We start from the raw sequence: 25,077 nt of genomic DNA on the forward strand, positions 1-25,077 counted from the left end.
TGAATCATTATCAACATATGTCTTTAACTTTTGCGACCAAGGGCCTTTAATCTAAAGGACCTTCGGGAGAAAAAGCAAGATTGTCATGACAATGACACATCTTGAATTGCCGCTCAACTTCAAATTACTTATTGTACAAGAAGGGAATTAGGCGCCATTACGGTTTTATCCATTGAAAAAAGATTTCGAATGGAATATTCAAAAAACAAATCAAATGATTAGATGCATTAAGAGATTAAAATGAGACATCGTAACTGCGCCCTATTTCGATTTTAATTGACGTTTACCTACCTGGACACTATAAAATCGAAACAGGTTCCGGCGCGGTCAAGTTATGGTAAGATTTGGGGTATAAATATTAAACTTTATTGAAAAAGAGAATCACTTCACTTTTTTTATAATAACACATATCATCCTTAACTTAAACTTTATAAGAACTTATTTAGGCTTTTAAGCTGGGAGGATTTTCAATAGATTTTTGCCAATTCATTTGCTATCAAATAAATTCCTGCTAAAATTCCTCCAATAGACAAAAAAAATCCTCTCAGTGTTCGATAATTAATCTCAAATTCATAGAGGCCCTTTAGAGTATTTGAAAGTAAATAAAGCCCAAATATCAAAGCGATAATACCTAAAACTACAGATTTATTATCCATTAATATTGTCGTATTTTGGAAATATATAAGCCTTTATTTAAACTATTGGTTATGTTGAAACCATTCTTCGAATTTGATTAAATCTTCTCCAATTTGAATTTTGTAATCCAGATTATCAACAACAGTTCTACTTAAAACTCCATTTAATTGAGAGGCAGAATTATACGAACTTAAAATTCTTTTTAAAGATTCCAATACCCCATTATTTGGATGGCTTTCAATAGCTGAATCCATTTTAAGTAGTAGCTTTTCTTTTTCATCGATAAATTTCATTTTTAAGAATCCTTTATTTGAACTTTGGTTTAGATTTTTTGATAATAGAAATTCATGTCTTTCCAAATCACGAATTTCTTCTCAAATAAACCCTCGATGGTTAGATATTCATCTAAAAATAAATATTCGTCCCCATTTTCTAATTCAATTTCATCATGGTTAGTCATGAAGTGAATTAAATATAGTTTGTCTCCTTTTATTTCCCAATTTCCTATGTCTACTTTAACTGACTCTCCTTTCTTTATTTCATAGACTAAATGCTCATAAGAATAATCCTCTTTGAGGATTAAGGTGTCTATAGTTCGAGTGAAGTTTTTTGCTTCATATTTTCCAAAAATACGCTCATTATTTGAACAGGAATATATTACCAATAAGCATGCAATCGATATAAAGTTTTTAAACATATTACTATCCTTTATTTGAACTTTACTAAGTTATATCCTATCTCTTTAATACCACGAAAATCTTGTTTAGATTTCCTTTTTTCTAATATGCCCTTAGTTGATAAGTCTGATAATATTTTTTTAATTTTTTCGATTTTTTGCTTGTTACCCAAAATTTCTTTGTGTTCGCTAATTGGAAATCCGGTTATTCCCATAACACTTAAAGGCGTTATAACGAACTCTCGTTTTTCAACTTCATCAAAAATGATTTTCAAGATAATTGACTCGTCTATTTCTTCAGGTGCCAAATCATATATTTTGGTTTGATTTCCCATCCTTTATTTAAACTTTATTTTCTAGTCTTTTTAAAATTCGACCTGTTATGATTACACCAAAAACTAAACCACCGAATAAAATGCTAAATGAAATCCAGTTAGAAATTAAATTATCAAAACCATGGGCAAAGCATAATCCTAATAGTGTTAGCAGGCCGAATGATAATGCTACTACAAACAGAGAATAACAGAACTTCATTAATTTTAACATCCTTTTTCTGAACTATAGTCGAAAATACTTATGACACAACTTATTATTAAACATTCAATGCCTTAATTATCATCTTACTCCTCCGAAAATGTTAAAACTTCAGTAGTTCATCGAAATCGTATGTTTATCAAAAATAAGATAAATTTAGGTGCGTTATATCCTACAATTTATTGCAAGACCAAATTAATGATAGTGATATGATGATGTCCCCCATCAACGATGTAACCATAATTAGAGAACTTAGAATTGGAGATAATCTGCCACCACAGGCAGCTGAAAAAAATGGTTGGCCCACGGATGCTTTTTATGTAAAATGTATCTCTACCACATTGATTGTTTCCAAAACCTACTTTCAGGATGTTTTCAAAAAATTAAAAAAAGGAGATACCTTCAAGGCCGTAATCGATAAACATGACGATAAAAGGTTGTCTCACTTCAAATATTTTCTGAGTATAGACAAAAGAGGTATTTAATTAAACTCTTTACAGAAGGTGCAATTTGTAAAGAGTTTGCACAAAGGCATCATTTACTTGAACTTTAGAGTCCTGATAGCTATCGGGAGTATTATGGCTTTTAAAAGGAGACCTTATTGTCTATAGTTTATTAAATATACTTATTTAATAAGCTTTTGGAAATAGGGTATACATAGAAGCTATGTAATCTAAAATATTATTTGGTTAGTATTCAAGATAAATTCTTTTTGATTGTTGAATTTAAAAGTAATTCTGAAAACATAGGTATTGGATAGCAGTTCTTTATTATCAAATGACAATACGTAGAATTCAGGAAATGAACTATTAGCATACCTCATAGTAAATTCATTTATTGAAAACTCATACTTTGCAAAAGTATCTTGACTATTAATTTCTGGGGTTGGAATTAGCGTTATGTTTTCAGAGGTATCTTCAAACGCTATAAATTCGTCATTATTCTTTTTAAGCTCTACAGAAATACTTTCTAATTTGTCGTCATATTTTAGAGTATAATCTACTATGAACCCTTGTTCGGCGTTTTCTTTATTTTTGTTTGCATAATACTGAATTATAGAGTCTCTACTACTAGACATAAAATTGAAGTATACTAAAATTTCCTTTTCATCAACGAATTTTTCTACCTGGGCAGGTTGGATAATAGGGAAACCATCGCTACTTGTATACATTGCTGCATAATCAAGAGCAATTGAATCTATTATTATTCCATTATTAATAATAGACTCTATGCTTGCCGGAATCTCATCTACTTGTGGTTCTTCGTTTTCGGTGCAACTCCACAGTAATATAAAACAGAGAACTAAAGGTTTTAAAAGTTGTTTCATAACTTAGGTTTTCAGTATTATATATAAGAGATGTAAAAATTGAAATGGTTGCTTGTAATTACGGTCAATAATCGTATTAATGTACTATAATGCTTATTTCCAAAATTGGAGTAATTGAGTAAAATCCCTGTAAACACCTTTTTTTTTGCAGAGTCTAATAGTGTTTTAAAAGAATAATTAAAATAAATGCAAAGCCTTCCAAATCCAGCTGTTAATCTGGCGATCATATTAAATGCTATTCTTCTAGTGATGTATATAATTTTGAAGAATAATGGAGAAGAGGGTAGTGTTTTATTTGCGCCAGTCGTAAATCCGATAGAGCTTTTTAAACTAGCGAGGCGAACAAAAAATAAGGGTTTAAAATGGCTATGTTTTATTTTAGTTTTAACCTTCCCTATTTTATTGATTTTGTTTGTTATTGCTGCTTATCATGAAATGTCAAAGTTCAATTAAAGGATAAATAGAAATGCTTGAAATCGGCTTATTGATTTTTGGAATTATTTTGTGCGTTTTAGGATTAAGGTTATCTCGAAAATTTGAAAACGACCCGTCTAAAAAAGAACAAAACACGGGTGTTTTCTTTCAGCTGCATACTCAGCTTCTAGTTAATGGATTCCTATTGATTTTGGTTTCTCTATTGTCTATATTGAACAGAACCTAGTATAGATTAAAGTTCAAATAAAGGATCATTTTATTGTACCAAACAATAATTAAATATACCGTGGGAGTCGAACTCAAAACACGCCTTTTTTGATTTTAAAAACCTCTGTTTTTAGTTTCTTCTCACAAGGCTATTCTAATTCCTATCCAATAATTTGTTCATTTGATTAAGAGGCTATAATGACTAAATAAATGAAGTTGTTATAAATGAAACAAATAATATTCCAAAAAGTAGGTTTAATCCTACTAATTGAAGAAAAACCTCCATATTTATAAAGTTTTTATAGCTGTAAAAAAGTACTGTTTGATTTATATTTAATGGTGAATTCAATTATTAATTTAAACCCATTTATAATGAAAACAAAACTACTTTTATCTTTCATATTGCTCATTTTGCCCTTAATGGCAATAGCTCAGAGCGAAAACCCTATACCCCAGCTTTTTGAGGTTATAGGACAAGACGTATCTAGTTCCCGAAAATCAGCTACCGCTGTTTCGAGTAAAATGTCAAAACGTGCGGACAACCCAATGTTCTTTGAGATTAGAAAAGTCAAATTCCCGAATTTAAAGAAAATGGCCGAAGGGAATATAATGAACGAAAAAAGCCCTGCATATTTTCAGTTCTCAATTCCAAAGGGGAAAAAGAGAGCTACTGGGAAAATACTTGCGGTACCTAAACATATTGAAGTAGATGATGATGGTAATTATACCTATAATGCAGAATTATTGTACAAAAAGGATTTACAGGGGGATTTGACACTTATACATGAAGATGGGAAAAATTTTGGCAGCATGACCATTGGTGATAGGTCTTTCAAAATCGAATATGTGGATGGCGAGGGGGAGTTCTTGATGGAGCTTGATACAGATAAGCTGGTGGCCAATGAGGCCTGTATGACGTCTACGGATAAAGGGGAGAAATCCAAGTCTTCCATAGAAAGCCTTAACAAAACTGCTGATAACCTTCTTGCCGCAAGAAGTTCGAGTGGTGGTGCTTGTGTGGTTAGAGTACTTACCTTGTTCACTAATGCGGCTAGCAATGTGTCCAATCCAAATCAATTTGCAACAACTGGTTTATCAGAACTTAATCAGTCTTTGAGAAATTCGAGAATATATAGTAGTCAACTTACCTTTCAATCTGCAGGGATTCAGAATGTTAATATTCCCGGAGCAACAATTGATCCCCAGGATGATTTGGAGGATTTACAAACTAATCAGACAATAATAAACTTGCGAAATCAAGCTGGTGCGGATTTAGTGGTCATCCTTGTTAACAGAAATTATTTGGGAGGTGGCTTATTGGGCATTGCCCCACTTTTAGACTATGGCAACGAGGATACAGGCTATGTGGCTATGGTAGAAGCTGATGCAAGCACGAAGGTTTATGCTCACGAAACTGGTCACATGATGGGATGTAGACATGATATAGAATACGATGTTTTTGGAAATACGGTAAATGTTGATAATCAGATACCAGCAAATCTAAGTGTAACGGCTAAAGGGCATCAATGGTATAAAAGAAATTGCTTTTTTTGTCAAAAATTGTATCGCAAAAGTGTTGTTGCTAATGGAGGTACTGGAGGTCTTCCACGACTGTATTTCTCAAATCCCGATGTAACCGAGGAAAGTAAATCTAGGGGACCTACAGGTACTTCTAACAGAAATAACTATCGCCAATTACTTAATGCGCGGTCGGTTGTGTCCGAATATGATGATTTCGCTCCATTAATCGTTGGCATAGGGGGACCTTCAACTGTGAATGTTGGTAGCCAGTATACTATGTCATCAAGTGTCCAAAATTGTTCGGGTTCAAGAACGTACCGATGGGAACGCAGTGAAAATGGATTCAATTATTTTCAAGTTAGTACATCAAGCACCTATTCTACCTATGCGTTACCTGTAAATGGAAATCAAGTATATTATAGGTTAAGGGTTACATGTGACGGACAAACTGTGACTAGGACAAGAACGGTATATATAAATGACCCAAATGGCGGTGGCCCCTTTTATGCAAAAGCAGAGCTGCCCGAGTTGGAGGACACTAGTTCACGTTCAGTAGTATATCCAGTTCCCGCGTCATCCGAACTGAACGTATTGGTTTCTTCGGATATTGAACAAGAAACGGAGGTTAAATTGTACGGTATAGCACCTTTCTCTTATGAAAAGAGGTTGTTCAAAGGAAAAATTAGAGCAGGGGAAAACCCATTATTGTTCGATATTTCAAACATACCACAAGGAATTTACGAGCTTAAGGTTCATTCTAGTGACGGAATCCTACTGGAGAAACGAATCCTTATTTCCAGATAATATGTTTATCTTCAAAGTATGGGGGTGTTTTTGACACCCCCATACTCTTATTTTAATGAATTGATAAAAATGATAATTATAACATATGTTTAGATATCTCAAGGTCAAATGTATTGTCTTATGCACTGTTGTTTTTTCAGTTTCTTGCAATAAAGATGACGACGGTACGAAGGATTGTATGGAACAATTAGGCAAGACGGAAACTCTCATTAACAGTGAGACCCTTTACCAAGCTAGATGGACATTATTCGAGTATTTGGAAAATGGAGCCCTTTCAGTTACCAGTTTTGTACAAGACCAAAATTGTCTGTCGACGGCCAGTATGGGCATTACTGGCGAACCAAATTTAGATAGGCAAAATTTTACGAAGACTCAATCATTTAGGGAGCCAACCAATATACGATTTCGGCAAATAGAGGAAGATTCTCCTATTGGAAAATGGGAAATTGTTGAAGGGGAACCAAATTGGGTTCAATTTGACGAAATCACTGAAACCATTGTTAAAGGAAGGTTTCAAGCTACACTGGTCATCGAAGAAAACGGCAACGATTTTCAAACCCTTCCAGATACCCTACGATTTGACAATGTAAGTTTCGAGGCTGTACCAGGGGATTTGCTGAACGGGAATTAAGCTGAAAATGCTCGATTCATTTAAAAAAATCAAACTGGTTTTGGTCTTTTTTTAAGTTAGGAGTACCAGATTAGTTTTGTTACAGGTAAATCATTGCTACACATATAATTGTTAGTTTAAGCGTTACGATATCAAAAGTGATTCAAAAGCAAAGTAATTTTTAAGAGGCATTATCTTGAATTCATATTTAAAACAGTCTCAATTCTCTTAATCATTCAGGAATAATCTTTTTATAAAATTCTTGATATGATAACATGAATAAGAATTTTAATCCCACCAATAATTGAACTTTAAAAAATTGTCCAAAGTCTATAAAAGGTGTCAATAATTATACTCTTCAGGAGGACTTTTAAAAGTTCTTTTTAACGTTCCCATCGCCAAATTTTTAGAAAATTCACTGAATGGTCATATTTAATATAGGTCAAAGGGCCGTTTAAATATACTTTTTATATTATGCATTGGGCTAGGTCTCAAGATTGCCTTTGACTCCCCTACTCTACATTTCAAAAAAGTGAGACTCTTAACAATAGACGTCTAATGTTAAGAGTCGTTATAGTTTTGTTAGAAAGTCAAAATATGGCCTGATAAAATTGTCATTTAACAAGTTAAATAATTTAATCCATTTTTGTATTTAAGCAAATGCTAAAATACATATCTTTGAATCATGGGTAAACAAATATGCATACGGTTAGAAGCAGATGCTAAACAGATAATGGATTGTAGGGCTACAATTAGAGAATCGGATAGCTCATTAAGAGTCGTCTCTGAGGTGCTGAACTTGGCAGGAAACAAGGTCAGGCTTCAAATCCTCTTTTTGCTTCAAAGAGAGGGAAGACTTTGCGTTTGTGACCTAAGTGATATTTTGCAAATGAATGTTTCGGCAATCTCCCAACATTTGAGAAAACTAAAGGATAGAGACCTTATATACGCGACTAAGGAAGCCCAAACAATTTTCTATGCACTAAATAAGGGCAAATCGTTTATATTAAATCCCCTTTTTGAACTGGTAAAGGATAAAAACGTTATGGTATAGGATTATGAACAACAAGAAAAAATTAATCGGGACTTCCATTCTTGCAGCGATTACGGCCTCACTATGTTGTATCACCCCGGTATTGGCACTGTTGGCTGGAACAAGTGGAATTGCATCTACTTTTTCGTGGATAGAACCTTTTAGACCATATTTAATTGGTCTTACTGTTTTGGTATTAGCTTGTGCCTGGTACTTAAAACTAAAGCCTAAAACAAAAGCCGAGATTGATTGTGAATGCGAAGATGAAAAACCGAAGTTTATCAACTCCAAAGGTTTTTTGTTCTTGGTTACGCTATTAGCCGGAGCAATGTTGGCCTTTCCCCGCTACTCCCATGTTTTTTATCCCACTCCTGACACAAGTAAAGAAATTGTATACGTGGAGCAATCAAATGTAAAGGAAATCAGGGTGGATATTGAAGGAATGACCTGCTCGGGTTGTGAAGCACATATTGAAAGTGAAGTCAACAAACTAGATGGTATAATTAAAGTGAATGCAGATTATGAATCGGCAAATACAATAGTAAAATACGATGAAACCAAGGTCGATCTTCAAAAGATAGAAACTGCCATATTAAGCACGGGATACAAAATAGTGAAGTGATGGAGATAAAATTGGAATCAACAATTATCTGCCCTAAATGTGACCATGAATCCAAGGAGGAGATGCCTACAACGGCCTGCCAATTCTTTTATGAATGCAAAAATTGTAAGACCCTATTGAAACCAAAAGAAGGTGATTGTTGTGTATATTGCTCCTATGGGACTGTCGCTTGTCCACCAATTCAAGAAAACAAAAATTGTTGCTGATAAGTGGAATACAATCCAAAAACAATACGGACTTTTATAGGGGCTAAAAATTATAAGGAATCTCGGGAATTCTACCGTTCCCTTGATTTTGAAGAAGTAGAGCTAGACCCTAAAATGTGCTTGTTCAAAGTAAATGACCAATTGGGTTTCTACCTACAAGATTATTATGTGAAGAAATGGGTTCAAAATTCTATGATCTTTCTGGAAGTAGACGACATTGAGGTATGCGAAAAAGATTTGCTCGAGCGTGGTTTACATAATAAGTACAAATACGTTCGATTTACCGAGATCAAAACTTTTGATTGGGGCAGGGAGCTATTTATGCATGACCCTTCGGGTGTTTTGTGGCACTTTTGCGAATTCAACAAACCGTAAAAAAACCATGTTGCTTAGAGTATATATGATTCATTGCTAATATTAGTCAAGGAGTTTAAAATAACTTTTTGAAAGCCTATCTTTTTGCTCTATGATGAGAAAACTTCATGGTCATTCTTAAAACTTTTAAACTCAATCATATATCCGTTCGGGTCAGCAATAAAAAAAGAAAGGTGCTCACCAATCTTATCTTCCATAAAGGTAGCTTCTGTAGTCACTTCTTGATTCGATTGAAACAATTTGCTATAGAGTTTACCCCATTCTTCAACCGGTATGATAACTCCAAAGTGAAAGGATGGTAATATGGAATCACCGAGCTTGTAATTCTTAAAGTCAAAGTTGAAATCACCAGCTTCGGTGAATGTTAATTGGTGGTTGTAGAGGTTAATATCAGACCATTTATCTGCTTGCCTGCCTTTCGAAGCTCCTAGAATATCTACATAAAAGTTTCTTGTGGTCTCTATATTCTCACAAGGTAATGCCAAATGAAATTGTGCTTGCATTATACGATGGTTTTAGTTTTCTTTTTTAGGTGTTTGAAGTATTTTTTTACAGCATTCCTATCTTCCTTATCTAAGTAGTCCAGCGCTTCTTTCCAATGGGTCCAATACACATCTTTAAACTTTTCAGTTTCAATAACGCAAAAATCATTATTCTTCATAGGTAATACATAATGATGCTTTGTGATAGCCGCTTTACCTTTTAGAGATGTGGATGTCATATGAATGGCATGTTTTGGGTTTACTATTAATCCAATCTCTTCAGCCGTTTCTCGTACAAGACTTTCAATCAGAGTTTCCTTTTTCTTTTGAATACCACCAGGTAGTGTGAATTTCTTTTTTTTACCTATTTTTTCTATTACTAGGAGTTGCTTTCCGTTAACGGCTAACAATCGTGTTTTATGAATCACTTTCATTTATAACTATGCTAATCTTCGATTGGTTCAATATCCATTTCTTCATCATGGACTTCATCATCACCATTAATATCTTCCATAGCACCGACAAGACGTTTACTTACTTTTACTAAGTAAATGGTATCCTCAGTTCGTACCTCGACACATTCAATGGTCTCATTATGCTGGTTCTTGAATGAAATGATATCATTATCACCGAATCCGTCAGGATATTTCATTACTAATAAGTCCAAAATGGCATTGCTCAGTTTTTTAAAATCAACAATGACTCTTTTCAGGTTTTGATGGTTTGTACTTTTCATAATTACATATCTAAAACGTAAGCAAATAGTAATGGTGCTACGATGGTGGCATCGCTCTCAATAATAAACTTGGGCGTACTAATATCCAATTTGCCCCAAGTGATTTTTTCGTTAGGTACTGCCCCGCTATAAGAACCATAGCTTGTGGTTGAATCGCTAATTTGGCAGAAATAACTCCAGAAAGGAGTGTCTGTAAGTTCCATATCTTGATACAGCATGGGTACCACGCAAATAGGGAAATCACCGGCAATACCGCCTCCTATCTGAAAGAAGCCGATGCCATTTTCTGAATTTTTGGTATACCAATCTGCGAGGTAAGTCATATACTCAATACCCGATTTCATGGTACTTGCCTTGAGTTCTCCTTTCATCACATAACTTGCAAATATGTTACCCATGGTGCTGTCTTCCCATCCGGGGACTATTATAGGTAGGTTCGCTTCTGCTGCAGCGAACATCCAAGAGTCTTTGACATCTATTTCGTAATGTTTTTCCAGTACTCCGGATAATAATAATTTGTACATGAACTCGTGTGGAAAGTAGCGTTCTCCTTTCTCTTCGGCATCCTTCCAAATGGCTACTATGTGTTCTTGAATTCTTCGGAATGCCTCTTCTTCTGGAATACAGGTGTCTGTAACGCGATTTAATCCGCGTTCCAGTAATCCCCATTCATCATCAGGTGTCAAATCACGATAGTAGGGCACTCGTTCATAGTGACTATGTGCCACAAGATTCATGATATCTTCTTCCAAATTTGCACCGGTACACGAAATGATCTGTACTTTGTCTTTTCGAATCATTTCGGCAAAAATTTTACCTAATTCTGCGGTACTCATAGCACCTGCTAACGACACTAGCATTTTTGAACCTTGGCTCAATTGTTCTTCATATGCTTTTGCCGCATCTACAAGGGTAGCCGCATTGAAATGCAAATAGTACTTTTCTATGAAATTGGAAATGGCACCTTTAGTCCTCATCTTTAAATTTTATATAGTTCCCTAAACGGTTTGAGTCTTCATACGTGTCCTCATAATTAATTGTAGACCCTTCGTTATGAAACTTATAACTCAACATCTTATAGTATAATTTGGCGGCAAGGAAATCGGATGATTTATCGATTTCATTAGGACATAACTCAACGATATCAAAACCTACGACATTTTTTTCTGCGAATACTTGCTTTAGAAAGTCTAGGGTTTCGTACCAAAGCAGTCCTCCCGGTTCCGGCGTTCCTGTACTTGGCAGAATTGAAGGGTCGAAAGCATCCAAATCGAAGGTGATGAATACATTATCCGTCATTTGGTCGATGGAAGAATCCATCCAAGAATCATTGATGGCCATGTCATGGGCAAAATAGGTTTTGTCCAAATTCATGATTGATTTCTCCTTTACATCCATAGAACGAATGCCCACTTGAATTAGATTGGTGTTCTGGCTTGCTTCGTATACTGCACAGGCATGATTGCAAGAACTGCCCTCATAACTTTTGCGCAAATCTGCATGCGCATCAATATGCAGTACCGTTAAGCTGGGAAACATTTCATTGAATGCCCTAATGGTTCCGATAGATATGGAATGTTCCCCTCCGAAAACGGTAACGAACTTGTTCTTTTTTATAAATCTTTTGGTTTCTTGGTGAACAGCGTCTACCATGGCTTCAGGTGTTGCATTGACCGTAACAGGATCTGCGAGATAAATACCATATTTGTAAACTTCCGAATCGGTTTCGATGTCGTATAGTTCCATATTTTCTGAAGCTTCTAAAAAGGCTTTTGGTCCTTTATCGGCTCCTTTGCCCCAAGTGCTTGTTCCGTCATAGGGTACAGGAATCAGAACTATTTTTGAACTGTCCAATGCCGCATAATTATCTGGAATATCTGCGTAATTCGTATTGGTTTTCATACTACTTTGAATAGAATTAATAAGATGCTTTTATTACGTTTGAAATTTCTTCGCTATTGGATGTGACGTTCGCAATAGCCTTGTTGATGTTATAATCATATCCAAGAATAGACAGCATTTCTTCAGAGGTTTGCTGCTCTGAAAATAGTGAACAGTTCAATTCACCTTCTTCATTACGATTAAGTATAATATGTTTTGGCGCCGGAATTAAACAATGCTGTAAACCTCCATAACCGCCTATACTTTCTTGATATGCACCGGTATTGAAAAAACCGATATATAGTGGTTTCTGTTTGTTGAATTTTGGGAGGTAAATGGCGTTCATATGTTGCTCACTATTATAGTAGTCATCACTATCGCAAGTGAGCCCACCAAGTAGTACACGTTCGTACTCTTTATCCCAACCATTGATTGCCAGCATTACAAAACGCTTATTAATAGCCCAAGTATCTGGCATTGTCGTAATGAAAGAGGAATTTATCATATTCCATTTTTCACGGTCGTTTTGTTGTTTCTGGTACAAAACTTCATAAATGATTCCGCCACTCTCTCCTACTGTAAAGCTTCCGAATTCCGTAAAAATATTGGGAGCGGCAACGCCGGCCGCATCGCAGGTCTGTTTGATTTGCCGTATGATTTCATCTACCATGTAGGCATAATCATAATCAAAGGCCAAGGAGTTTTTAATAGGAAAGCCACCTCCAATATTTAGGCTATCAAGACTGGGACATATTTTTTTTAAGTCCACATAGACTTGCATACATTTCAGCAACTCATTCCAATAGTAAGCATTGTCCCTTATACCAGTATTGATAAAAAAGTGAAGCATCTTCAAAGTGACCTTGGGATTCTCCTTAATCTCTTTTCTATAAAAAGGGACAATATTTTTATATCCAATACCTAATCGAGAGGTATAGAACTCAAACTTTGGTTCTTCTTCAGAGGCAATACGAATACCAATGTTATAAGTGCCCTCTATAGCTTCACTAAGTAGGTTGATTTCCTCATAATTGTCAATAATGGTGATACAGTTTTTATGCCCATTGTTGATTAATCTGGCAATGTTCTGAACATACTGGTCACGTTTAAATCCATTACTGATTACATAAACATCATCATTTAATTTACCTTGAGCTTTCAGATTTTCTATGATATCAATATCGAAGGCTGATGATGTTTCTATATGAATATCATTCTTTATGGCTTCATCAAGTACATGCCTAAAATGTGAACTCTTTGTGCAATAACAATAGTTATAGGAACCAGAGTAGTTATTCGCTCTTATAGCGTTTGCGAACCAAGTCTTAGCTCTATTTATATTATCAGATATTTTAGGTAAGTAAGTAAACTTAAGGGGAGCACCATATTGTTTTATAAGGGCCATTAAGTCTATCCCATGGAAATTTAGTTCGTTATTTTTCATGGTAAACTCTTCCTGCGGAAAATCAAAGGTCTGGTCGATAAGGTCGACGTATTTTGTCTTCATTCTATGTATATGAAAGATTAGAAAATATAGGTTTTGCCCTTTGGGGCAAAGTCAGATGCATTTCTAAAAAATCAGATACGGAAAATAAAAGTGGTCGAGGGTTCAAAAAGAATTTGCTCGAGCCGCAGTTTAGTAGTATATATTTTAGAAGTCAGCCTGAGTATTCGGCTCCTCATCCCTAAGGCAGCTTTTGGAGTAGACTTCTTTATTCTCCTAAGCCCGAACATGAAAAAAGATTTCATTATGGTTATGGCAATGCGTCTTTTTAACGGACTCATTATAGAATAAATGTACTAAAAATTTGGATTGAGATTATTTTTTGGAAAAAAATTCTGTTTTTTCATTAATCACATATAAAACCAATTCTAAATTGGTGGTCAATCAAACTTTCTAGAATAGAGCTAGGCCTCAAAATGGGAACTTTAGCTAAGCGAATCGCCTTAGTTAGAAGATAGTCTTAAAAAAAGAGCGTTTTTTGAGAACTCATTTTAGTCTTGTTTTTGTCCCTTCAATTTCGCCTTTTTTCAGCACCCAAGTTATCGCAATCAGAATATGAGATAGTAATAACAGATTCAATTCAACATACGAAACTCCTGTGGCGAATACCCAACTTTTTTCTTAAACAAACGACTAAAATGCTGTGGATATTTAAATCCAAGCTCGTAGGCTATCTCACTAACCGATTTATTAAGGTCAAAAACTTTTTCTTTTGCCACCTCGATAAGCTTACTTTGAATATAGTCTTGAGCCGATTTTCCTGTTTCTTTTTTGACGAGGTCGCCAAAGTAATTAGACGATAAATGCAATTCATTTGCAAAGTATCCAACGGTAGGTGTTCCAAGAGTTTTAGGCTTGTCCGATAGAAAATAAGTATTCAGCAATGCATCAAATTTCTCTAATGAATGTTGATGCGCAGTCTCACGGGTCAAGAACTGACGGTCATAAAATCGCAAGGAATAATCTAAAAACAGTTCAATATTGGCAAGAATCAACTTTCTGCTATGCTTATCGATATTCTGTTCTAGTTCAAACTGAATTTTTTCTAACAGACTTATAATTACCCTGCGTTCTTTTGCTGATAAGTGCAACGCCTCATGTGTGGCATATGAGAAAAAACTATAGCGCTTCATCTTTCTGAGTAAATCTGTTCCTATCAATAAGTCCGGATGAAACAAGAGCGCATATCCCTTAGGTTTAAAATTAGGTTCATTGTAGGTCAAACCAACAACTTGTTCAGGACTGACAAATACTAAGGTTCCATCATCATAATCGTATGATTTGCCGCCGTATTTCAATTTACATCCTTTGGCATCTTTCAAGAAAATGGCATAACAATTAAATTGTAGCGCGTCATAGTCAGAAATGGTTTTTGCTGATTCATCAACCTTCTCAAAATCAACGACACCTACCAAAGGGTGAAGCACCTCCTGCTTTCGCATTTTCAAGTAGTCTCCTACAGCATTGATGGTACAAATATTTCTCATTACCTCACTAAGTTTGAACTAAAGATAGGATATTGATTACCAAGGTTTCAAGGTTACATATCAATATCCGTAAAAATGGTATGAGCAACCGTAATTTAGGTATGGCTAACTGCCCTATTAACCTCTATTTTTGAATCAAAAGAAAACTCTTGAATGGGAACGGCAAAACAAAATAGTTTAATTTAACTTCATATATCTAAAAGCAAAACCATGAGAACAATATACATCGCATTATTATTAATCGCATTTAGTGCGAATTCCTTCGCACAAGACAACACACTTAAACAAGAAATTACGAAGCTTTCTAAAGCAAAATGGGAATGGATGGCTGATAAGGATGTTGATAAACTCAGCACCTTGTTTCATGACAAATCAAGATTTGTGCACATGAGTGGCTCTTGGAAAAAAGACCGAGAATTGGAAATCATCAAATCAGGAAGCATTTGGTATAAAAAAGCTGATGTTCATGATGTGGTCGTTGAAGTTATTGCCGATGACACCGTGTTACTTTGGAATCGAATTACACTAACTGCTCATGTTCGTGGTAATGATGTGGCTAATGAATTTACCGTGACCGAGTTTTACCATAAAGAAGGAGAAGATTGGAAATTATTAGACCTGACTTTTAGCAAAGTAAGAGACACGCATGAGATTGCACACTAAAGTTTAATAACTAGAGGGAAATTCGTGTTTTAAAATTTCCTAACTTCATAGCATTCATATACTTATACAATAATCATGGCGAAATTTAATCTGAATATCAACGGAAAAGAACGAGAACTAGATGTTGACCCTACAACACCTATGTTATGGGTTTTAAGAGACCACATCAAATTAGTCGGTACTAAGTATGGATGTGGTATTGCCCAATGTGGGGCATGCACCGTACATTTAGATGGCAATGCAGTACGTTCTTGTCAACTACCAATATCTTCAGTTGGTGACAAAGAAATTACAACCATTGAAGGCTTATCTGAAAAAGGAGACCACCCGGTTCAACAAGCATGGTTAGAAGTTGATGTTCCGCAATGCGGCTATTGTCAAGCAGGACAAATTATGACAGCTTCCGCTTTGTTAGAAAAAAATCCGAATCCTTCAGATGAAGAAATCGAGACGGCCATGAATGGAAACATCTGTCGTTGTGGAACGTATACCCGTATCAAAAAAGCGGTTAAAATTGCTGCAAATTCAATCAACGCTTAAGTACTGAGCATTCCTAAAAACCTGATACTATGACACTCATAAAAACAAAAATAGGTAGACGCTCATTCATTCGAACATCCACTTTAGCAAGTGGCGGATTAGTGCTAGGCTTTAATTGGCTAGCCTCTTGCAAAAACAAAACAGAAGAAGAAATTTTGGCCATGCCGAAGGAATGGTTTGAAATGAATTCATATTTAAAAATAGGAGATAATGGTGTGGTTACGATTACCACACCGAATCCTGAATTTGGTCAAAACATTCGAACTTCAATGCCCATGATTGTCGCTGAGGAGTTGGGTGTTGATTGGAAAAATGTTATCGTGGAACAAGCGCCTTACCATGCTGAAAAATACGGTATGCAATTTACAGGTGGTAGTCGTGGTATTATGACCCGATGGGAACCGCTGCGAATGGCAGGTGCATCTGCACGTCATGTTTTGATTGCAGCAGCTGCCCAAGCATGGCAAGTTCCTGCAAATGAAATTACTACTGAAGATGGAATGTTGTATCATAAAGCAACTGAAAAATCTGCTGGCTACGGAGAAATGGCTTCCGCTGCAGCTCAAATTACCATCCCTGAAGATATTACTTTAAAGGATGTCAAGGATTTTAAAATTATTGGTACCTCCCACAAAAATGTTGATGCTAAAAGTATAATTACCGGAGAACCGATGTTTGGAATGGATTACCAAAAAGAAGGTATGTTGATTGCTATGATTGTACATCCACCAGCATTCGGAATGACATTAAAATCTATGGATGCTGAAGCTGCCAAAGCCATGTCTGGTATTAAAGATGTAGTCGCTATTAAAAGTTTTAAAGATGATTACGAGAAAGGTGGTTTTGATGTCAACGCATTCCCAGAAATAGTTGCGGTCGTAGGAAATTCTACTTGGGAGGTATTACAAGCCAAAAAGAAATTAAACGTAGAATGGCAACCATTTGATTCGTACACAGAGACCATCAATGGTTTTAGGGGAAAGCAAACTAGAAACGTTCCTTCCGGACTCGAATCTTCCAACAGTCACGAGGCGAAAATGGCAGAACTTGCTGCAAAGCCTGGAAAGATTGTCCGAACAGACGGTAACCCAAAAGCAGCGTTTAAAAATGCCGCAAAAATTATAGAGCGTTCGTATTCAGCTCCTTTTCTAGCGCACAATTGTATGGAGCCTCTAAATGCTTTTGCACATGTAGAAGGAGATAAAGCGCAAATTGCAGCACCTGTTCAGATTCCGAGTTTAATACTACCAACGCTGGCTTCAAGTTTGGGCATTTCTGCAGAAAACATTGCCATGGAAATGCCTCGCATGGGCGGTGGTTTTGGTCGGAAAGCGTATGCGCATTATGTGGTTGAAGCAGCTATGATTTCGCAAAAAGTAAAAGCCCCGGTAAAATTGGTATACACTCGTGAAGATGATATGACTAATGGAATTTATCGTCCTAGTTATCATGCCACCTATCGTGCTGCTCTAGATGAAAATAATAATTTAACGGCCTTGCATGTAAAAGCTGGTGGTGTTCCTGAGAGTCCTTTATTCGCAAATCGTTTTCCAGCGGGAGCTATCGACAATTATATGGCGGAAGAGTGGGCTATTGATTCCAATATTACCATAGGAGCTTTTCGCGCGCCACGTTCTAATTTTATGGCAGGCGCCGAGCAATCCTTTTTAGATGAAATTGCTGAAGCTTCAGGCAAAGACCCGATTCAATTTCGTTTGGATTTGCTAAATCGTGCGAAGGAAAATCCTGTGGGAGAAAGAAATGATTACGATGCAGAACGCTATGCAGGAGTTTTAGAATTGCTTCGTGAAAAATCAGATTGGAGTGCCACTCCAACGAATATAAACCGAGGAATATCAGCTTATTTTTGTCATAATTCTTATGCTGCACATGTTTTAGATATTCGAATGGATGACGGAAAACCTGTAGTGGAAAAAGTTGTTTGTGCTATCGATTGCGGCATTGTCGTGAATCCGGATGCAGCAATAAATATGGCCGAAGGAGCAATTACAGATGGTATTGGAAATGCCTTTTTTGGAGAACTACCTTTTATAGATGGGATGCCGCAGAAAACGAATTTTCATGAATATCAGATGATTCGTATTAACGACGCTCCTAAAGAAATAGAAGTACATTTTGTGGAAAATGAAATCCCACCAACCGGTATGGGAGAACCACCATTTCCGCCAATTTTTGGTGCGGTTGCCAATGCATTGTACAAAGCAACAGGGCAACGGCATTACCAACAGCCTTTTGTAACTGAAAAACAAATAGTTGGATAATTGATAAAACAAATTCGAGCATGACTCTTGTAAAAACAGCTATAGGCAGACGTTCTTTTATAAAAAGTTCAGCATTAGCTGGGGGCGGATTGATACTCGGGTTTAATTGGCTGGCATCATGTAAAATGACGCCAGAAGAAGTTAGAAATTTACCCAAGGAATGGTTTGAAATCAACGGATATTTAAAGATTTCAGATAATGGTCAAGTAACTATCATGTCTCCAAATCCGGAAGGTGGTCAAAATGTAAAGACCGCTATGCCGATGATTGTTGCTGAAGAATTAGACATTGATTGGAATGAGGTCATTGTAGAGCAAGCCCCTTTAAATACCGATTTATACAGTCGTCAATTTATCGGCGGTAGTCAAGCCATCCGAACCAGTTGGGAAGGCCTTCGTATGGCAGGTGCTTCAGCACGACACATGCTCATAGCTGCAGCTGCTGAAGCTTGGCAAGTACCCCTAAAAGAAATTAGTACCGAATCAGGAAAAATAAAACATACAGCAAGTGATAAATCGATTTCTTACGGCGCGATAGCATCCGCTGCGGCAAAAGTTTCTGTTCCAGATGAAGTGGCATTAAAAGCAACTTCGGATTTTAAAATCATTGGTACTTCCAAGAAAAACGTAGACGGACTCAAAATCGTAACCGGAAAACCTTTGTTTGGTATTGACACGCAAAGTGAAGGTATGCTAACTGCGATGATTTTACACCCGCCTGCGTTTGGTATGAAACTCAAATCATTTGATGATTCAGTAGTCAAGACCATGCCGGGAATTCAAGCTGTTTTTTCAACAAAAGTGCTTGATGACACTTATACAAGGCAACACTTTGATACCTGTACTTTTCTCGAGGTTGTAACTATCGTAGGAGATTCTACTTGGGAAGTTATGAATGCAAAAAAAGCCATCGCTGTTGAATGGGAACCTTTTGAAACCTATACCGAAGAAAGGCAACCCTACCGCGGACCTCAACAAACACTAACCATTCCGTCAGGATTAGAAAGTAGCGCAGACCATAGTACAAAGATGGCCGAAATGGCTACCAAAAAAGCTAGAGTAGTTCGTAAAGATGGAAACCCAGAAAAAGCGTTTCGTAGTGCTTCTAAAATAATTGAACGCACTTATACCGCTCCTTTTTTAGCCCATAATTGTATGGAGCCGATGAACTTTTTCGCAGATGTAAAAAGTGATAGTGCCCAACTATCTGGCCCGCTTCAAAAAGCTGAATTAACAGAACAAGCCATCGCAACCAGATTAGGTATTCCGGTAGAAAAAATAGATATCGAATTAACCCGACTTGGTGGTGGTTATGGCAGACGCTCCTATGCCCATTGGGCTCTGGAGGCCGCCATTATTTCCCAAAAAATGAAAGCCCCAGTAAAGCTGGTTTACACTCGTGAAGATGATATGACAGGAGGTATTTATCGACCAGCATATCAGGTTACCTATAAAGCTGCTTTAGATTCGAACAATAATTTGACAGGACTGCATATCAATGCAGGTGGAATTCCTGAAAGCCCTTTGTATGCAAACCGTTTTCCTGCCGGAGCAATTGACAATTACCAAGCAGATAGTTGGACGATACCTACGAATATTACCATAGGTTCCTTTCGAGCACCACGCTCCAATTTTATGGCAAGTGCTGAACAGTCTTTTCTAGACGAAATTGCGGAAGCCGCTGGAAAAGACCCCATCGATTTTAGACTGGAGCTTTTAGACCGCGCGGCAAAAAACCCGGTAGGAGAAAAGAATGATTATGATGCCGAACGTTATGCTGGCGTCTTAAAATTGGTCAAAGAAAAGTCAAATTGGAATAATAGGGATTCGAATAGCAAACAAGGGGTAGCAGCCTATTTTTGTCATAATTCATATGCCGCTCAAGTGGTGGATATGACTTGGGAAAATGACCAACCAAAAATTCAGAAAGTGACCTGTGCTATTGATTGTGGTATTGTTATCAATCCGGATGCTGCAAGCAACCTGTGTGAAGGTGGAATTGTTGATGGTATAGGAAATGCTTTATATGGAGAATTGACTTTTAAAGATGGGATTCCTCAGAAAAGCAATTTTGACGATTACCGTATGATTCGGATGCGTGAATCGCCAAAAGAAATTGAAGTACACTTCGTAAAAAATGATATTGACCCTACTGGGTTGGGAGAGCCGACTTTCCCGCCTGTTTTTGCCGCTTTAGCAAATGCAATGTATAAGGCAACAGGTAAGCGTTTTTATAATCAACCATTTGTTGGCGGAATGACTTAGTTTAAATAGCTGATTTATTTTTAAAAATAGGGTCTTGAAAAAAGAACGTTTTTTGGGACTAAAACAATTTTCTAGATTGGTTCTTTCAACTAATCGTTATATATGATGACTTTGCTATAGATAGAATTAAAACTGCCCCAAGACCAATTGGGGCAGTTCATAAAAAACCTTTCTTTTTCATATAGGGAACTTCAATAGGAAAGGCTGCAAACACCAAAACACAGAAAACTGGCCATTTTCTTGAGTCTTGCTTAGCTACTAGGTAGGTCTAGTTCTTTTCAAAGGTCAGGAGATCGATTCCTCCATCACCTCCACTTACATGTTTGAGTTCAATTTTCGATGCCGAATGCGAAATGATATCCCAATCTTCCGAAAGTTCTGCAAAGTCCGCTGGGGAAGCGAAGAAAATATTGAAATCAATATCACCAAAGGAAGAACCTCCCGAAAAATTTCCAATCGTACAATCGTTTTTAAAACGTAAACGGTCATCACCACCAATTCGTAAATCTACCTTTGACTCGCCATTTTCCAATTCAATCTCATGAAGCGTCCAAGTGGCTTCCAAATCACCTATGTCGGTGATCGTTATCTCAACTTGAATATTATTCCCGCTCCCGGATGCTTCCCAAGTACCCGAATATTCATTATTGTTCCAGGATACGTTCATGGTGCCATCAGCCGAGAAGTCAAAAGTGTAACCGTTCAGATTATCTTCCAAGTCATTATCGTTCAGCTCAAGCTTGTCCACATACCAGCCCGAACAGGCAGTCAATACATCGGTCAATTGGGATACGCTGCAATTGTTGCAGTCGTCGTCAGAGTTGTCATCGTTCAAACTACTGCTGGAGCTATCATCGTTTGAATCGTCATTGGAGTCATCATCAATGGTAATCGACCATGTCCCAGTTGCATTATTAGTTGCATTATCGGCCACCAAGCTTCCGTCTGCATTGAAGGAGAAACCATAACCTGTGAAATCACCGGTTTCATTTTTTCCTGAATCGATGAAATTGGTAATGACCCAAGACCCTGTAGAAACATTGTTGGTAATCGTCTCGATATCCGCCTGTAGATTTGCAAAATTGTTGCCGTCATCCGCATCTATGGTACATGCGCTAAAGAATAACGTCACCATACCTAATCCATAAATTAAAATGTTCTTTTTCATAGCAATTGTTTTAAAGGTTATTGTATTATTGTTTATTAAGAATCAATGTATCCGTTCCCCCATTACCACCACTGACATCTCGTAATTCTACTCGGGTATCCGTAGCGGAAATAACGTCCCAGGTATCGTCGAACTCATCCAAAGGTGCCGTGTTTCCGAAATTTAAGACGAGTTCACTATCCGAATTTTGTGCTGCCCATGTTCCATTGGTAACAGTACCATTATCAGCGACCGCAGTACCATCACTGTTAAAGTTGAAGGTGTAACCGTTATAATTACTTGTTTGGTCATCTGCGTCCTCTTTGTAAGAACCGACCACCCAAAGACCATCAGTCAAAATAGTTGCAAGTGTTCCGTTATTTCCATTTTCGTTGTCCCCATTATCGGTACAATTACTCTCGAACCGTAAACGGTCGTCCCCGATTCGAAGGTCTACTTTGTTCTCCCCCCCATTTTGCTCTATCTCATGTAGGTTCCAATTGGCATTGAAGTCGCTCAGGTTCGGGATGTTGATGGTAAAGGCAATATTATTGCCAGTTCCGGCACTTTCCCACGTACCAGAAAAGGAATTTGTATTGGTCTCAGCTGATAATGTTCCGTCTGTTAAAAAGTTGAAACTATATGCTGTGTAGTTATCTTCTAGGTCTTGGTCGTTGCGTTCCAGTTTATCGACCATCCAATTGGAGCATCCCGTCAATAGATCTCCAAGCTGGTTCGTGGTGCAGTTATCGCAGTCGTCATCGTTAAAGTCGTAATCATCGTCTTCGTCGCAATTGTCTTTGGCTTCATCAATTACCTGTTCCAAGGCAATAAGATTTCCGATACTGGTCTCGGTACCATCGGCAAGGACAACATTTATCGGAAAGGCAATGTTCACGACATCATCACTCTCTAAGTCATCAATAAAATTATAGAGTTGAGCATCGCTGATAATGGATAGATTGTCAAATGCCTCTGTGGTCTGATTGAAAATAGATGCCGTTATCGGATATTGAATATCCAAACATTCTATGTCATCATCAGGCACGTTCTCTCCGTTACAACCTGATGAAAAAGAATCGAATTCCGTGTGGTCCGCAATCCCGACTTCGCTAAAGTCGCTCAAAACAATCGTAATGGGAAATTGGATTTCTAGCACATCCGTATCATCGTCAGAGGTATCAAAAATCGCCTCAATGTTGGCATAGTCATCTTCGGTATCCACCAAAACGTCTATTCCGTTTGCCGTGACAACAACGGGTAATTTTACGGTAAAACAATTTGATCTATCGATTATGTTATCGATTGAGCCATCGTTCAGAGCAGTTCTTTCCAGCAGATCGGCGACCATAGAATTTGCCAGGTTCGGCTCATCAATGGGAGGAAAATATTCGAATTCCTCTTGTCTACAGCTCAGGTTTAGCAAGACAATCGATAATAAGAAAGCTAGTATTTTAATGGACTTTTGCATGATAAAAAACTATTTCGGTTAACGGGTTCTGCTACTAAAACAACCTACTCCTGAAAACTCCTGAATAATTTTAAAATATTTTATTTCTACATTTAGCCACACAAAATTCAAAGGCTTGTCAAAGGAACTACATGAAGATATTTGTCAAAAACACGTCTTTTCAGGCGTTTATAACAAATACGCCAAAAGTCTACATGACTATCTCTATTATAAATATGGGGAGCGATTGAACCCGAACGATAAGGCACAGGAAGCATTTATCAAACTTTGGGAAAATTGCAAAAAGGTCACTTTAGGTAAAGCCAAATCTTATCTGTACACGGTAGCCAATAATATGATGCTGAACGAGGTCAAGCACCAAAAAGTGGTCTTACGGTATCAAAAATTACAACCAGTTGAACATACTAACGAAACTCCCGAATTCCTAATGGAAAAGGAGGAGTATTTTCAGAAATACCAAAAAGCCTTGGAAAAACTTTCCGAGGAGCAGCGCGTGGCTTTTATGCTAAATAAAGCAGAAGGCAAAAAACATGAGGAAATTGCGGAAATGTTGGGAGTCACCCGTAAGGTGGTCGAGTACCGTATTTATACGGCTTTTGGCATCCTAAAAAAAGAATTGGAAAATTTTAAATTAAAATAATCAGGAAAAAACAGACCTTGGTTGTTATATAATCAGAAGCCGAATCGATGGATAAGGAATATTTGATACAAAAATGGTTGACAGATGAGCTTTCAGAGCAAGAAATGAAGGCTATCAAAGAACTTGACGATTACCCTGAACTTACCGGTATCATTGAGAATGCCAAGTATTTCAAAGCCTCCGGATTCTCAACTGTGGACGATTTTGAGACCTTTAGTGCGCGACTTGAAAAAGATACCGTGCCCGTGAGAAAACTAACTTGGCTTAAGCCATTCCTGCGAATCGCAAGTGTCTTTGTCGTCGGTCTGGCACTTTCCTATTTCTTTCTTTTTAATGGGGATGTAGAGATTAATACCCTTGCAGGCGAAAAGACTACCATAGAACTTCCGGATGCCTCTACCGTTGTGATAAATGCCCTTTCCGAACTAAGTTATTCTAAAAGTAAGTGGAGCGATAAGCGTGAAGTTGCGCTACAGGGAGAGGCCTATTTTAAGGTTGCCAAAGGTGCTAAATTCGATGTAATTACTTCCGTAGGAACGGTTAGTGTAGTGGGAACCCAATTTAATGTCAAGCAGCGGGGGAGCTATTTTGAGGTTGAATGTTTTGAGGGCATTGTGAAGGTTACCTCCCCGAACGCCACGGAACAACTTATCGCAGGAAATCGCTTTCGTTTTTCAAACGGTACCGTTTCCCTTGGAAAAACCACCTATCAAAATCCCCAATGGACCAAGAACGTCAGTAGCTTCGAACGCGTGCCTTTTTCGGAGGTCGTTGCCGAATTGGAGCGCCAATACGATATAACGGTCCAAATAGAAAACATAAGTGAAGAGCTGCTTTTCACGGGAGGTTTTGTACACGATAACTTGAATAATGCTTTGAAATCGGTCAGTGAACCTTTGAATTTGGGGTATCGAATAGCGTCTGGAAAACGGGTCATTATGTATACCATCAAAAAATGAGGAAGCTTGATTTAGTCTTTTCCAAAGTTGAAATT

General features: G+C 37.2%; 27 protein-coding genes. 14 read left to right on the top strand and 13 right to left on the bottom strand.

Features of this window, described 5'->3' with window-relative positions:
- Positions 1-698: 698 nt before the first annotated feature.
- From FEE95_RS00010 to FEE95_RS00020, 3 genes are read right to left on the bottom strand one after another with little or no spacing between them, the layout of a single operon-like run.
- Positions 699-929, bottom strand: a complete 231-nt coding sequence (locus FEE95_RS00010; RefSeq protein ID WP_138655784.1) for a hypothetical protein — start codon at positions 927-929, stop codon at positions 699-701.
- Positions 930-958: 29 nt separating this feature from the next.
- A complete protein-coding gene (locus tag FEE95_RS00015; protein WP_171036943.1) occupies positions 959-1,300 on the bottom strand; it encodes a hypothetical protein in 342 nt (113 codons plus the stop codon).
- Positions 1,301-1,344: 44 nt separating this feature from the next.
- Positions 1,345-1,647 carry a hypothetical protein gene (locus FEE95_RS00020; protein ID WP_138655786.1) on the bottom strand — a complete coding sequence of 101 codons (303 nt, stop codon included), beginning with the start codon at positions 1,645-1,647 and terminating at the stop codon, positions 1,345-1,347.
- Between the two features lie 381 nt (positions 1,648-2,028).
- Here FEE95_RS00020 and FEE95_RS00025 point away from each other — a divergent pair, with 381 nt between their 5' ends.
- Positions 2,029-2,331: a hypothetical protein gene (locus tag FEE95_RS00025; RefSeq protein WP_138655787.1), complete on the top strand. Its 303-nt coding sequence runs from the start codon at positions 2,029-2,031 to the stop codon at positions 2,329-2,331.
- A gap of 188 nt (positions 2,332-2,519) precedes the next feature.
- Here the strand turns inward: FEE95_RS00025 and FEE95_RS00030 are convergent, their stop codons facing one another.
- The gene (locus FEE95_RS00030; protein WP_138655788.1) at positions 2,520-3,173 is read right to left on the bottom strand and encodes a hypothetical protein; all 654 of its coding nucleotides are present in this window, start codon (positions 3,171-3,173) and stop codon (positions 2,520-2,522) included.
- A gap of 186 nt (positions 3,174-3,359) precedes the next feature.
- Between FEE95_RS00030 and FEE95_RS00035 the strand changes: the two genes are divergently transcribed.
- The 7 genes from FEE95_RS00035 to FEE95_RS00065 all read left to right on the top strand — a co-directional run bounded on the left by FEE95_RS00035 (position 3,360) and on the right by FEE95_RS00065 (position 8,986).
- A complete protein-coding gene (locus FEE95_RS00035; RefSeq protein WP_138655789.1) occupies positions 3,360-3,626 on the top strand; it encodes a hypothetical protein in 267 nt (88 codons plus the stop codon).
- 561 nt (positions 3,627-4,187) lie between these two features.
- Complete coding sequence (locus tag FEE95_RS00040) at positions 4,188-6,140, top strand: M12 family metallo-peptidase (protein WP_171036944.1); 1,953 nt, start codon at positions 4,188-4,190, stop codon at positions 6,138-6,140.
- A gap of 85 nt (positions 6,141-6,225) precedes the next feature.
- Complete coding sequence (locus tag FEE95_RS00045) at positions 6,226-6,771, top strand: hypothetical protein (protein ID WP_138655791.1); 546 nt, start codon at positions 6,226-6,228, stop codon at positions 6,769-6,771.
- 664 nt (positions 6,772-7,435) lie between these two features.
- Complete coding sequence (locus FEE95_RS00050; RefSeq protein ID WP_138655792.1) at positions 7,436-7,804, top strand: ArsR/SmtB family transcription factor; 369 nt, start codon at positions 7,436-7,438, stop codon at positions 7,802-7,804.
- A gap of 4 nt (positions 7,805-7,808) precedes the next feature.
- Complete coding sequence (gene merTP / locus FEE95_RS00055) at positions 7,809-8,405, top strand: mercuric transport protein MerTP (RefSeq protein WP_138655793.1); 597 nt, start codon at positions 7,809-7,811, stop codon at positions 8,403-8,405.
- Positions 8,405-8,611 (top strand): GDCCVxC domain-containing (seleno)protein, encoded by a 207-nt coding sequence (locus FEE95_RS22270; protein WP_138655794.1) that lies wholly within the window; start codon positions 8,405-8,407, stop codon positions 8,609-8,611. The genes merTP and FEE95_RS22270 overlap by 1 nt, the downstream gene beginning before the upstream one ends.
- Before the next feature lie 3 nt (positions 8,612-8,614).
- Positions 8,615-8,986, top strand: a complete 372-nt coding sequence (locus FEE95_RS00065; protein WP_138655795.1) for a VOC family protein — start codon at positions 8,615-8,617, stop codon at positions 8,984-8,986.
- Between the two features lie 89 nt (positions 8,987-9,075).
- On the opposite strand, the gene FEE95_RS00070 is transcribed toward FEE95_RS00065, so the two are convergent.
- The 7 genes from FEE95_RS00070 to FEE95_RS00100 form a co-directional block, all read right to left on the bottom strand.
- Positions 9,076-9,489, bottom strand: coding sequence for a VOC family protein (locus FEE95_RS00070; protein ID WP_138655796.1), 414 nt, complete (start codon positions 9,487-9,489; stop codon positions 9,076-9,078).
- On the bottom strand, positions 9,489-9,902 hold the full coding sequence (locus tag FEE95_RS00075; RefSeq protein ID WP_138655797.1) for an NUDIX domain-containing protein: 414 nt from the start codon (positions 9,900-9,902) through the stop codon (positions 9,489-9,491). Before FEE95_RS00075 ends, FEE95_RS00070 begins: the two co-directional genes overlap by 1 nt.
- A gap of 11 nt (positions 9,903-9,913) precedes the next feature.
- Positions 9,914-10,180 (bottom strand): hypothetical protein, encoded by a 267-nt coding sequence (locus tag FEE95_RS00080; RefSeq protein ID WP_138657518.1) that lies wholly within the window; start codon positions 10,178-10,180, stop codon positions 9,914-9,916.
- Between the two features lie 26 nt (positions 10,181-10,206).
- A complete protein-coding gene (locus FEE95_RS00085) occupies positions 10,207-11,181 on the bottom strand; it encodes a deoxyhypusine synthase family protein (RefSeq protein WP_138655798.1) in 975 nt (324 codons plus the stop codon).
- Positions 11,171-12,106 carry an agmatinase gene (gene speB, locus FEE95_RS00090; protein ID WP_138655799.1) on the bottom strand — a complete coding sequence of 312 codons (936 nt, stop codon included), beginning with the start codon at positions 12,104-12,106 and terminating at the stop codon, positions 11,171-11,173. The genes FEE95_RS00085 and speB overlap by 11 nt, the downstream gene beginning before the upstream one ends.
- 16 nt (positions 12,107-12,122) lie before the next feature.
- Positions 12,123-13,592 carry a type III PLP-dependent enzyme domain-containing protein gene (locus FEE95_RS00095; RefSeq protein WP_138655800.1) on the bottom strand — a complete coding sequence of 490 codons (1,470 nt, stop codon included), beginning with the start codon at positions 13,590-13,592 and terminating at the stop codon, positions 12,123-12,125.
- A gap of 572 nt (positions 13,593-14,164) precedes the next feature.
- Complete coding sequence (locus FEE95_RS00100) at positions 14,165-15,076, bottom strand: helix-turn-helix domain-containing protein (protein WP_138655801.1); 912 nt, start codon at positions 15,074-15,076, stop codon at positions 14,165-14,167.
- A gap of 210 nt (positions 15,077-15,286) precedes the next feature.
- On the opposite strand from FEE95_RS00100, the gene FEE95_RS00105 reads away from it, so the two are divergent.
- The 4 genes from FEE95_RS00105 to FEE95_RS00120 all read left to right on the top strand — a co-directional run bounded on the left by FEE95_RS00105 (position 15,287) and on the right by FEE95_RS00120 (position 20,825).
- Positions 15,287-15,739: a nuclear transport factor 2 family protein gene (locus FEE95_RS00105; RefSeq protein WP_138655802.1), complete on the top strand. Its 453-nt coding sequence runs from the start codon at positions 15,287-15,289 to the stop codon at positions 15,737-15,739.
- Between the two features lie 75 nt (positions 15,740-15,814).
- Positions 15,815-16,279, top strand: a complete 465-nt coding sequence (locus FEE95_RS00110) for a (2Fe-2S)-binding protein (protein WP_138655803.1) — start codon at positions 15,815-15,817, stop codon at positions 16,277-16,279.
- Between the two features lie 29 nt (positions 16,280-16,308).
- A complete protein-coding gene (locus FEE95_RS00115; protein ID WP_138655804.1) occupies positions 16,309-18,561 on the top strand; it encodes a xanthine dehydrogenase family protein molybdopterin-binding subunit in 2,253 nt (750 codons plus the stop codon).
- 20 nt (positions 18,562-18,581) lie between these two features.
- Entirely contained in the window at positions 18,582-20,825 is a 2,244-nt protein-coding gene (locus tag FEE95_RS00120; RefSeq protein ID WP_138655805.1) for a xanthine dehydrogenase family protein molybdopterin-binding subunit, read from the top strand.
- 268 nt (positions 20,826-21,093) lie between these two features.
- On the opposite strand, the gene FEE95_RS00125 is transcribed toward FEE95_RS00120, so the two are convergent.
- Both FEE95_RS00125 and FEE95_RS00130 read right to left on the bottom strand, forming a co-directional pair.
- Positions 21,094-21,993: a hypothetical protein gene (locus FEE95_RS00125; protein WP_138655806.1), complete on the bottom strand. Its 900-nt coding sequence runs from the start codon at positions 21,991-21,993 to the stop codon at positions 21,094-21,096.
- Positions 21,994-22,018: 25 nt separating this feature from the next.
- Positions 22,019-23,443 (bottom strand): hypothetical protein, encoded by a 1,425-nt coding sequence (locus FEE95_RS00130; protein ID WP_212748407.1) that lies wholly within the window; start codon positions 23,441-23,443, stop codon positions 22,019-22,021.
- A 115-nt stretch (positions 23,444-23,558) separates the two neighbouring features.
- Between FEE95_RS00130 and FEE95_RS00135 the strand changes: the two genes are divergently transcribed.
- Both FEE95_RS00135 and FEE95_RS00140 read left to right on the top strand, forming a co-directional pair.
- Positions 23,559-24,083, top strand: coding sequence for an RNA polymerase sigma factor (locus tag FEE95_RS00135; RefSeq protein WP_138655807.1), 525 nt, complete (start codon positions 23,559-23,561; stop codon positions 24,081-24,083).
- Positions 24,084-24,130: 47 nt separating this feature from the next.
- On the top strand, positions 24,131-25,042 hold the full coding sequence (locus FEE95_RS00140; RefSeq protein ID WP_138655808.1) for a FecR family protein: 912 nt from the start codon (positions 24,131-24,133) through the stop codon (positions 25,040-25,042).
- Positions 25,043-25,077: the final 35 nt, after the last annotated feature.

It is taken from the genome of Maribacter algarum (ex Zhang et al. 2020), assembly GCF_005885635.1.
GTDB lineage: Bacteria > Bacteroidota > Bacteroidia > Flavobacteriales > Flavobacteriaceae > Maribacter_C > Maribacter_C algarum.

Coding starts and splice junctions, on each gene's coding strand:
- FEE95_RS00140 (WP_138655808.1), top strand. CDS start 24,131: ATGGATAAGGAATATTTGATACAAAAATGGTTGACAGATGAGCTTTCA.
- FEE95_RS00095 (WP_138655800.1), bottom strand. CDS start 13,592: ATGAAGACAAAATACGTCGACCTTATCGACCAGACCTTTGATTTTCCG.
- FEE95_RS00100 (WP_138655801.1), bottom strand. CDS start 15,076: ATGAGAAATATTTGTACCATCAATGCTGTAGGAGACTACTTGAAAATG.
- FEE95_RS00045 (WP_138655791.1), top strand. CDS start 6,226: ATGTTTAGATATCTCAAGGTCAAATGTATTGTCTTATGCACTGTTGTT.
- FEE95_RS00120 (WP_138655805.1), top strand. CDS start 18,582: ATGACTCTTGTAAAAACAGCTATAGGCAGACGTTCTTTTATAAAAAGT.
- FEE95_RS00050 (WP_138655792.1), top strand. CDS start 7,436: ATGGGTAAACAAATATGCATACGGTTAGAAGCAGATGCTAAACAGATA.
- FEE95_RS00070 (WP_138655796.1), bottom strand. CDS start 9,489: ATGCAAGCACAATTTCATTTGGCATTACCTTGTGAGAATATAGAGACC.
- FEE95_RS00075 (WP_138655797.1), bottom strand. CDS start 9,902: ATGAAAGTGATTCATAAAACACGATTGTTAGCCGTTAACGGAAAGCAA.
- FEE95_RS00110 (WP_138655803.1), top strand. CDS start 15,815: ATGGCGAAATTTAATCTGAATATCAACGGAAAAGAACGAGAACTAGAT.
- FEE95_RS00105 (WP_138655802.1), top strand. CDS start 15,287: ATGAGAACAATATACATCGCATTATTATTAATCGCATTTAGTGCGAAT.
- FEE95_RS00125 (WP_138655806.1), bottom strand. CDS start 21,993: ATGAAAAAGAACATTTTAATTTATGGATTAGGTATGGTGACGTTATTC.
- FEE95_RS00130 (WP_212748407.1), bottom strand. CDS start 23,443: ATGCAAAAGTCCATTAAAATACTAGCTTTCTTATTATCGATTGTCTTG.
- merTP (WP_138655793.1), top strand. CDS start 7,809: ATGAACAACAAGAAAAAATTAATCGGGACTTCCATTCTTGCAGCGATT.
- FEE95_RS00035 (WP_138655789.1), top strand. CDS start 3,360: ATGCAAAGCCTTCCAAATCCAGCTGTTAATCTGGCGATCATATTAAAT.
- FEE95_RS22270 (WP_138655794.1), top strand. CDS start 8,405: ATGGAGATAAAATTGGAATCAACAATTATCTGCCCTAAATGTGACCAT.
- FEE95_RS00030 (WP_138655788.1), bottom strand. CDS start 3,173: ATGAAACAACTTTTAAAACCTTTAGTTCTCTGTTTTATATTACTGTGG.
- FEE95_RS00085 (WP_138655798.1), bottom strand. CDS start 11,181: ATGAGGACTAAAGGTGCCATTTCCAATTTCATAGAAAAGTACTATTTG.
- FEE95_RS00040 (WP_171036944.1), top strand. CDS start 4,188: ATGAAAACAAAACTACTTTTATCTTTCATATTGCTCATTTTGCCCTTA.
- FEE95_RS00115 (WP_138655804.1), top strand. CDS start 16,309: ATGACACTCATAAAAACAAAAATAGGTAGACGCTCATTCATTCGAACA.
- FEE95_RS00010 (WP_138655784.1), bottom strand. CDS start 929: ATGAAATTTATCGATGAAAAAGAAAAGCTACTACTTAAAATGGATTCA.
- speB (WP_138655799.1), bottom strand. CDS start 12,106: ATGAAAACCAATACGAATTACGCAGATATTCCAGATAATTATGCGGCA.
- FEE95_RS00020 (WP_138655786.1), bottom strand. CDS start 1,647: ATGGGAAATCAAACCAAAATATATGATTTGGCACCTGAAGAAATAGAC.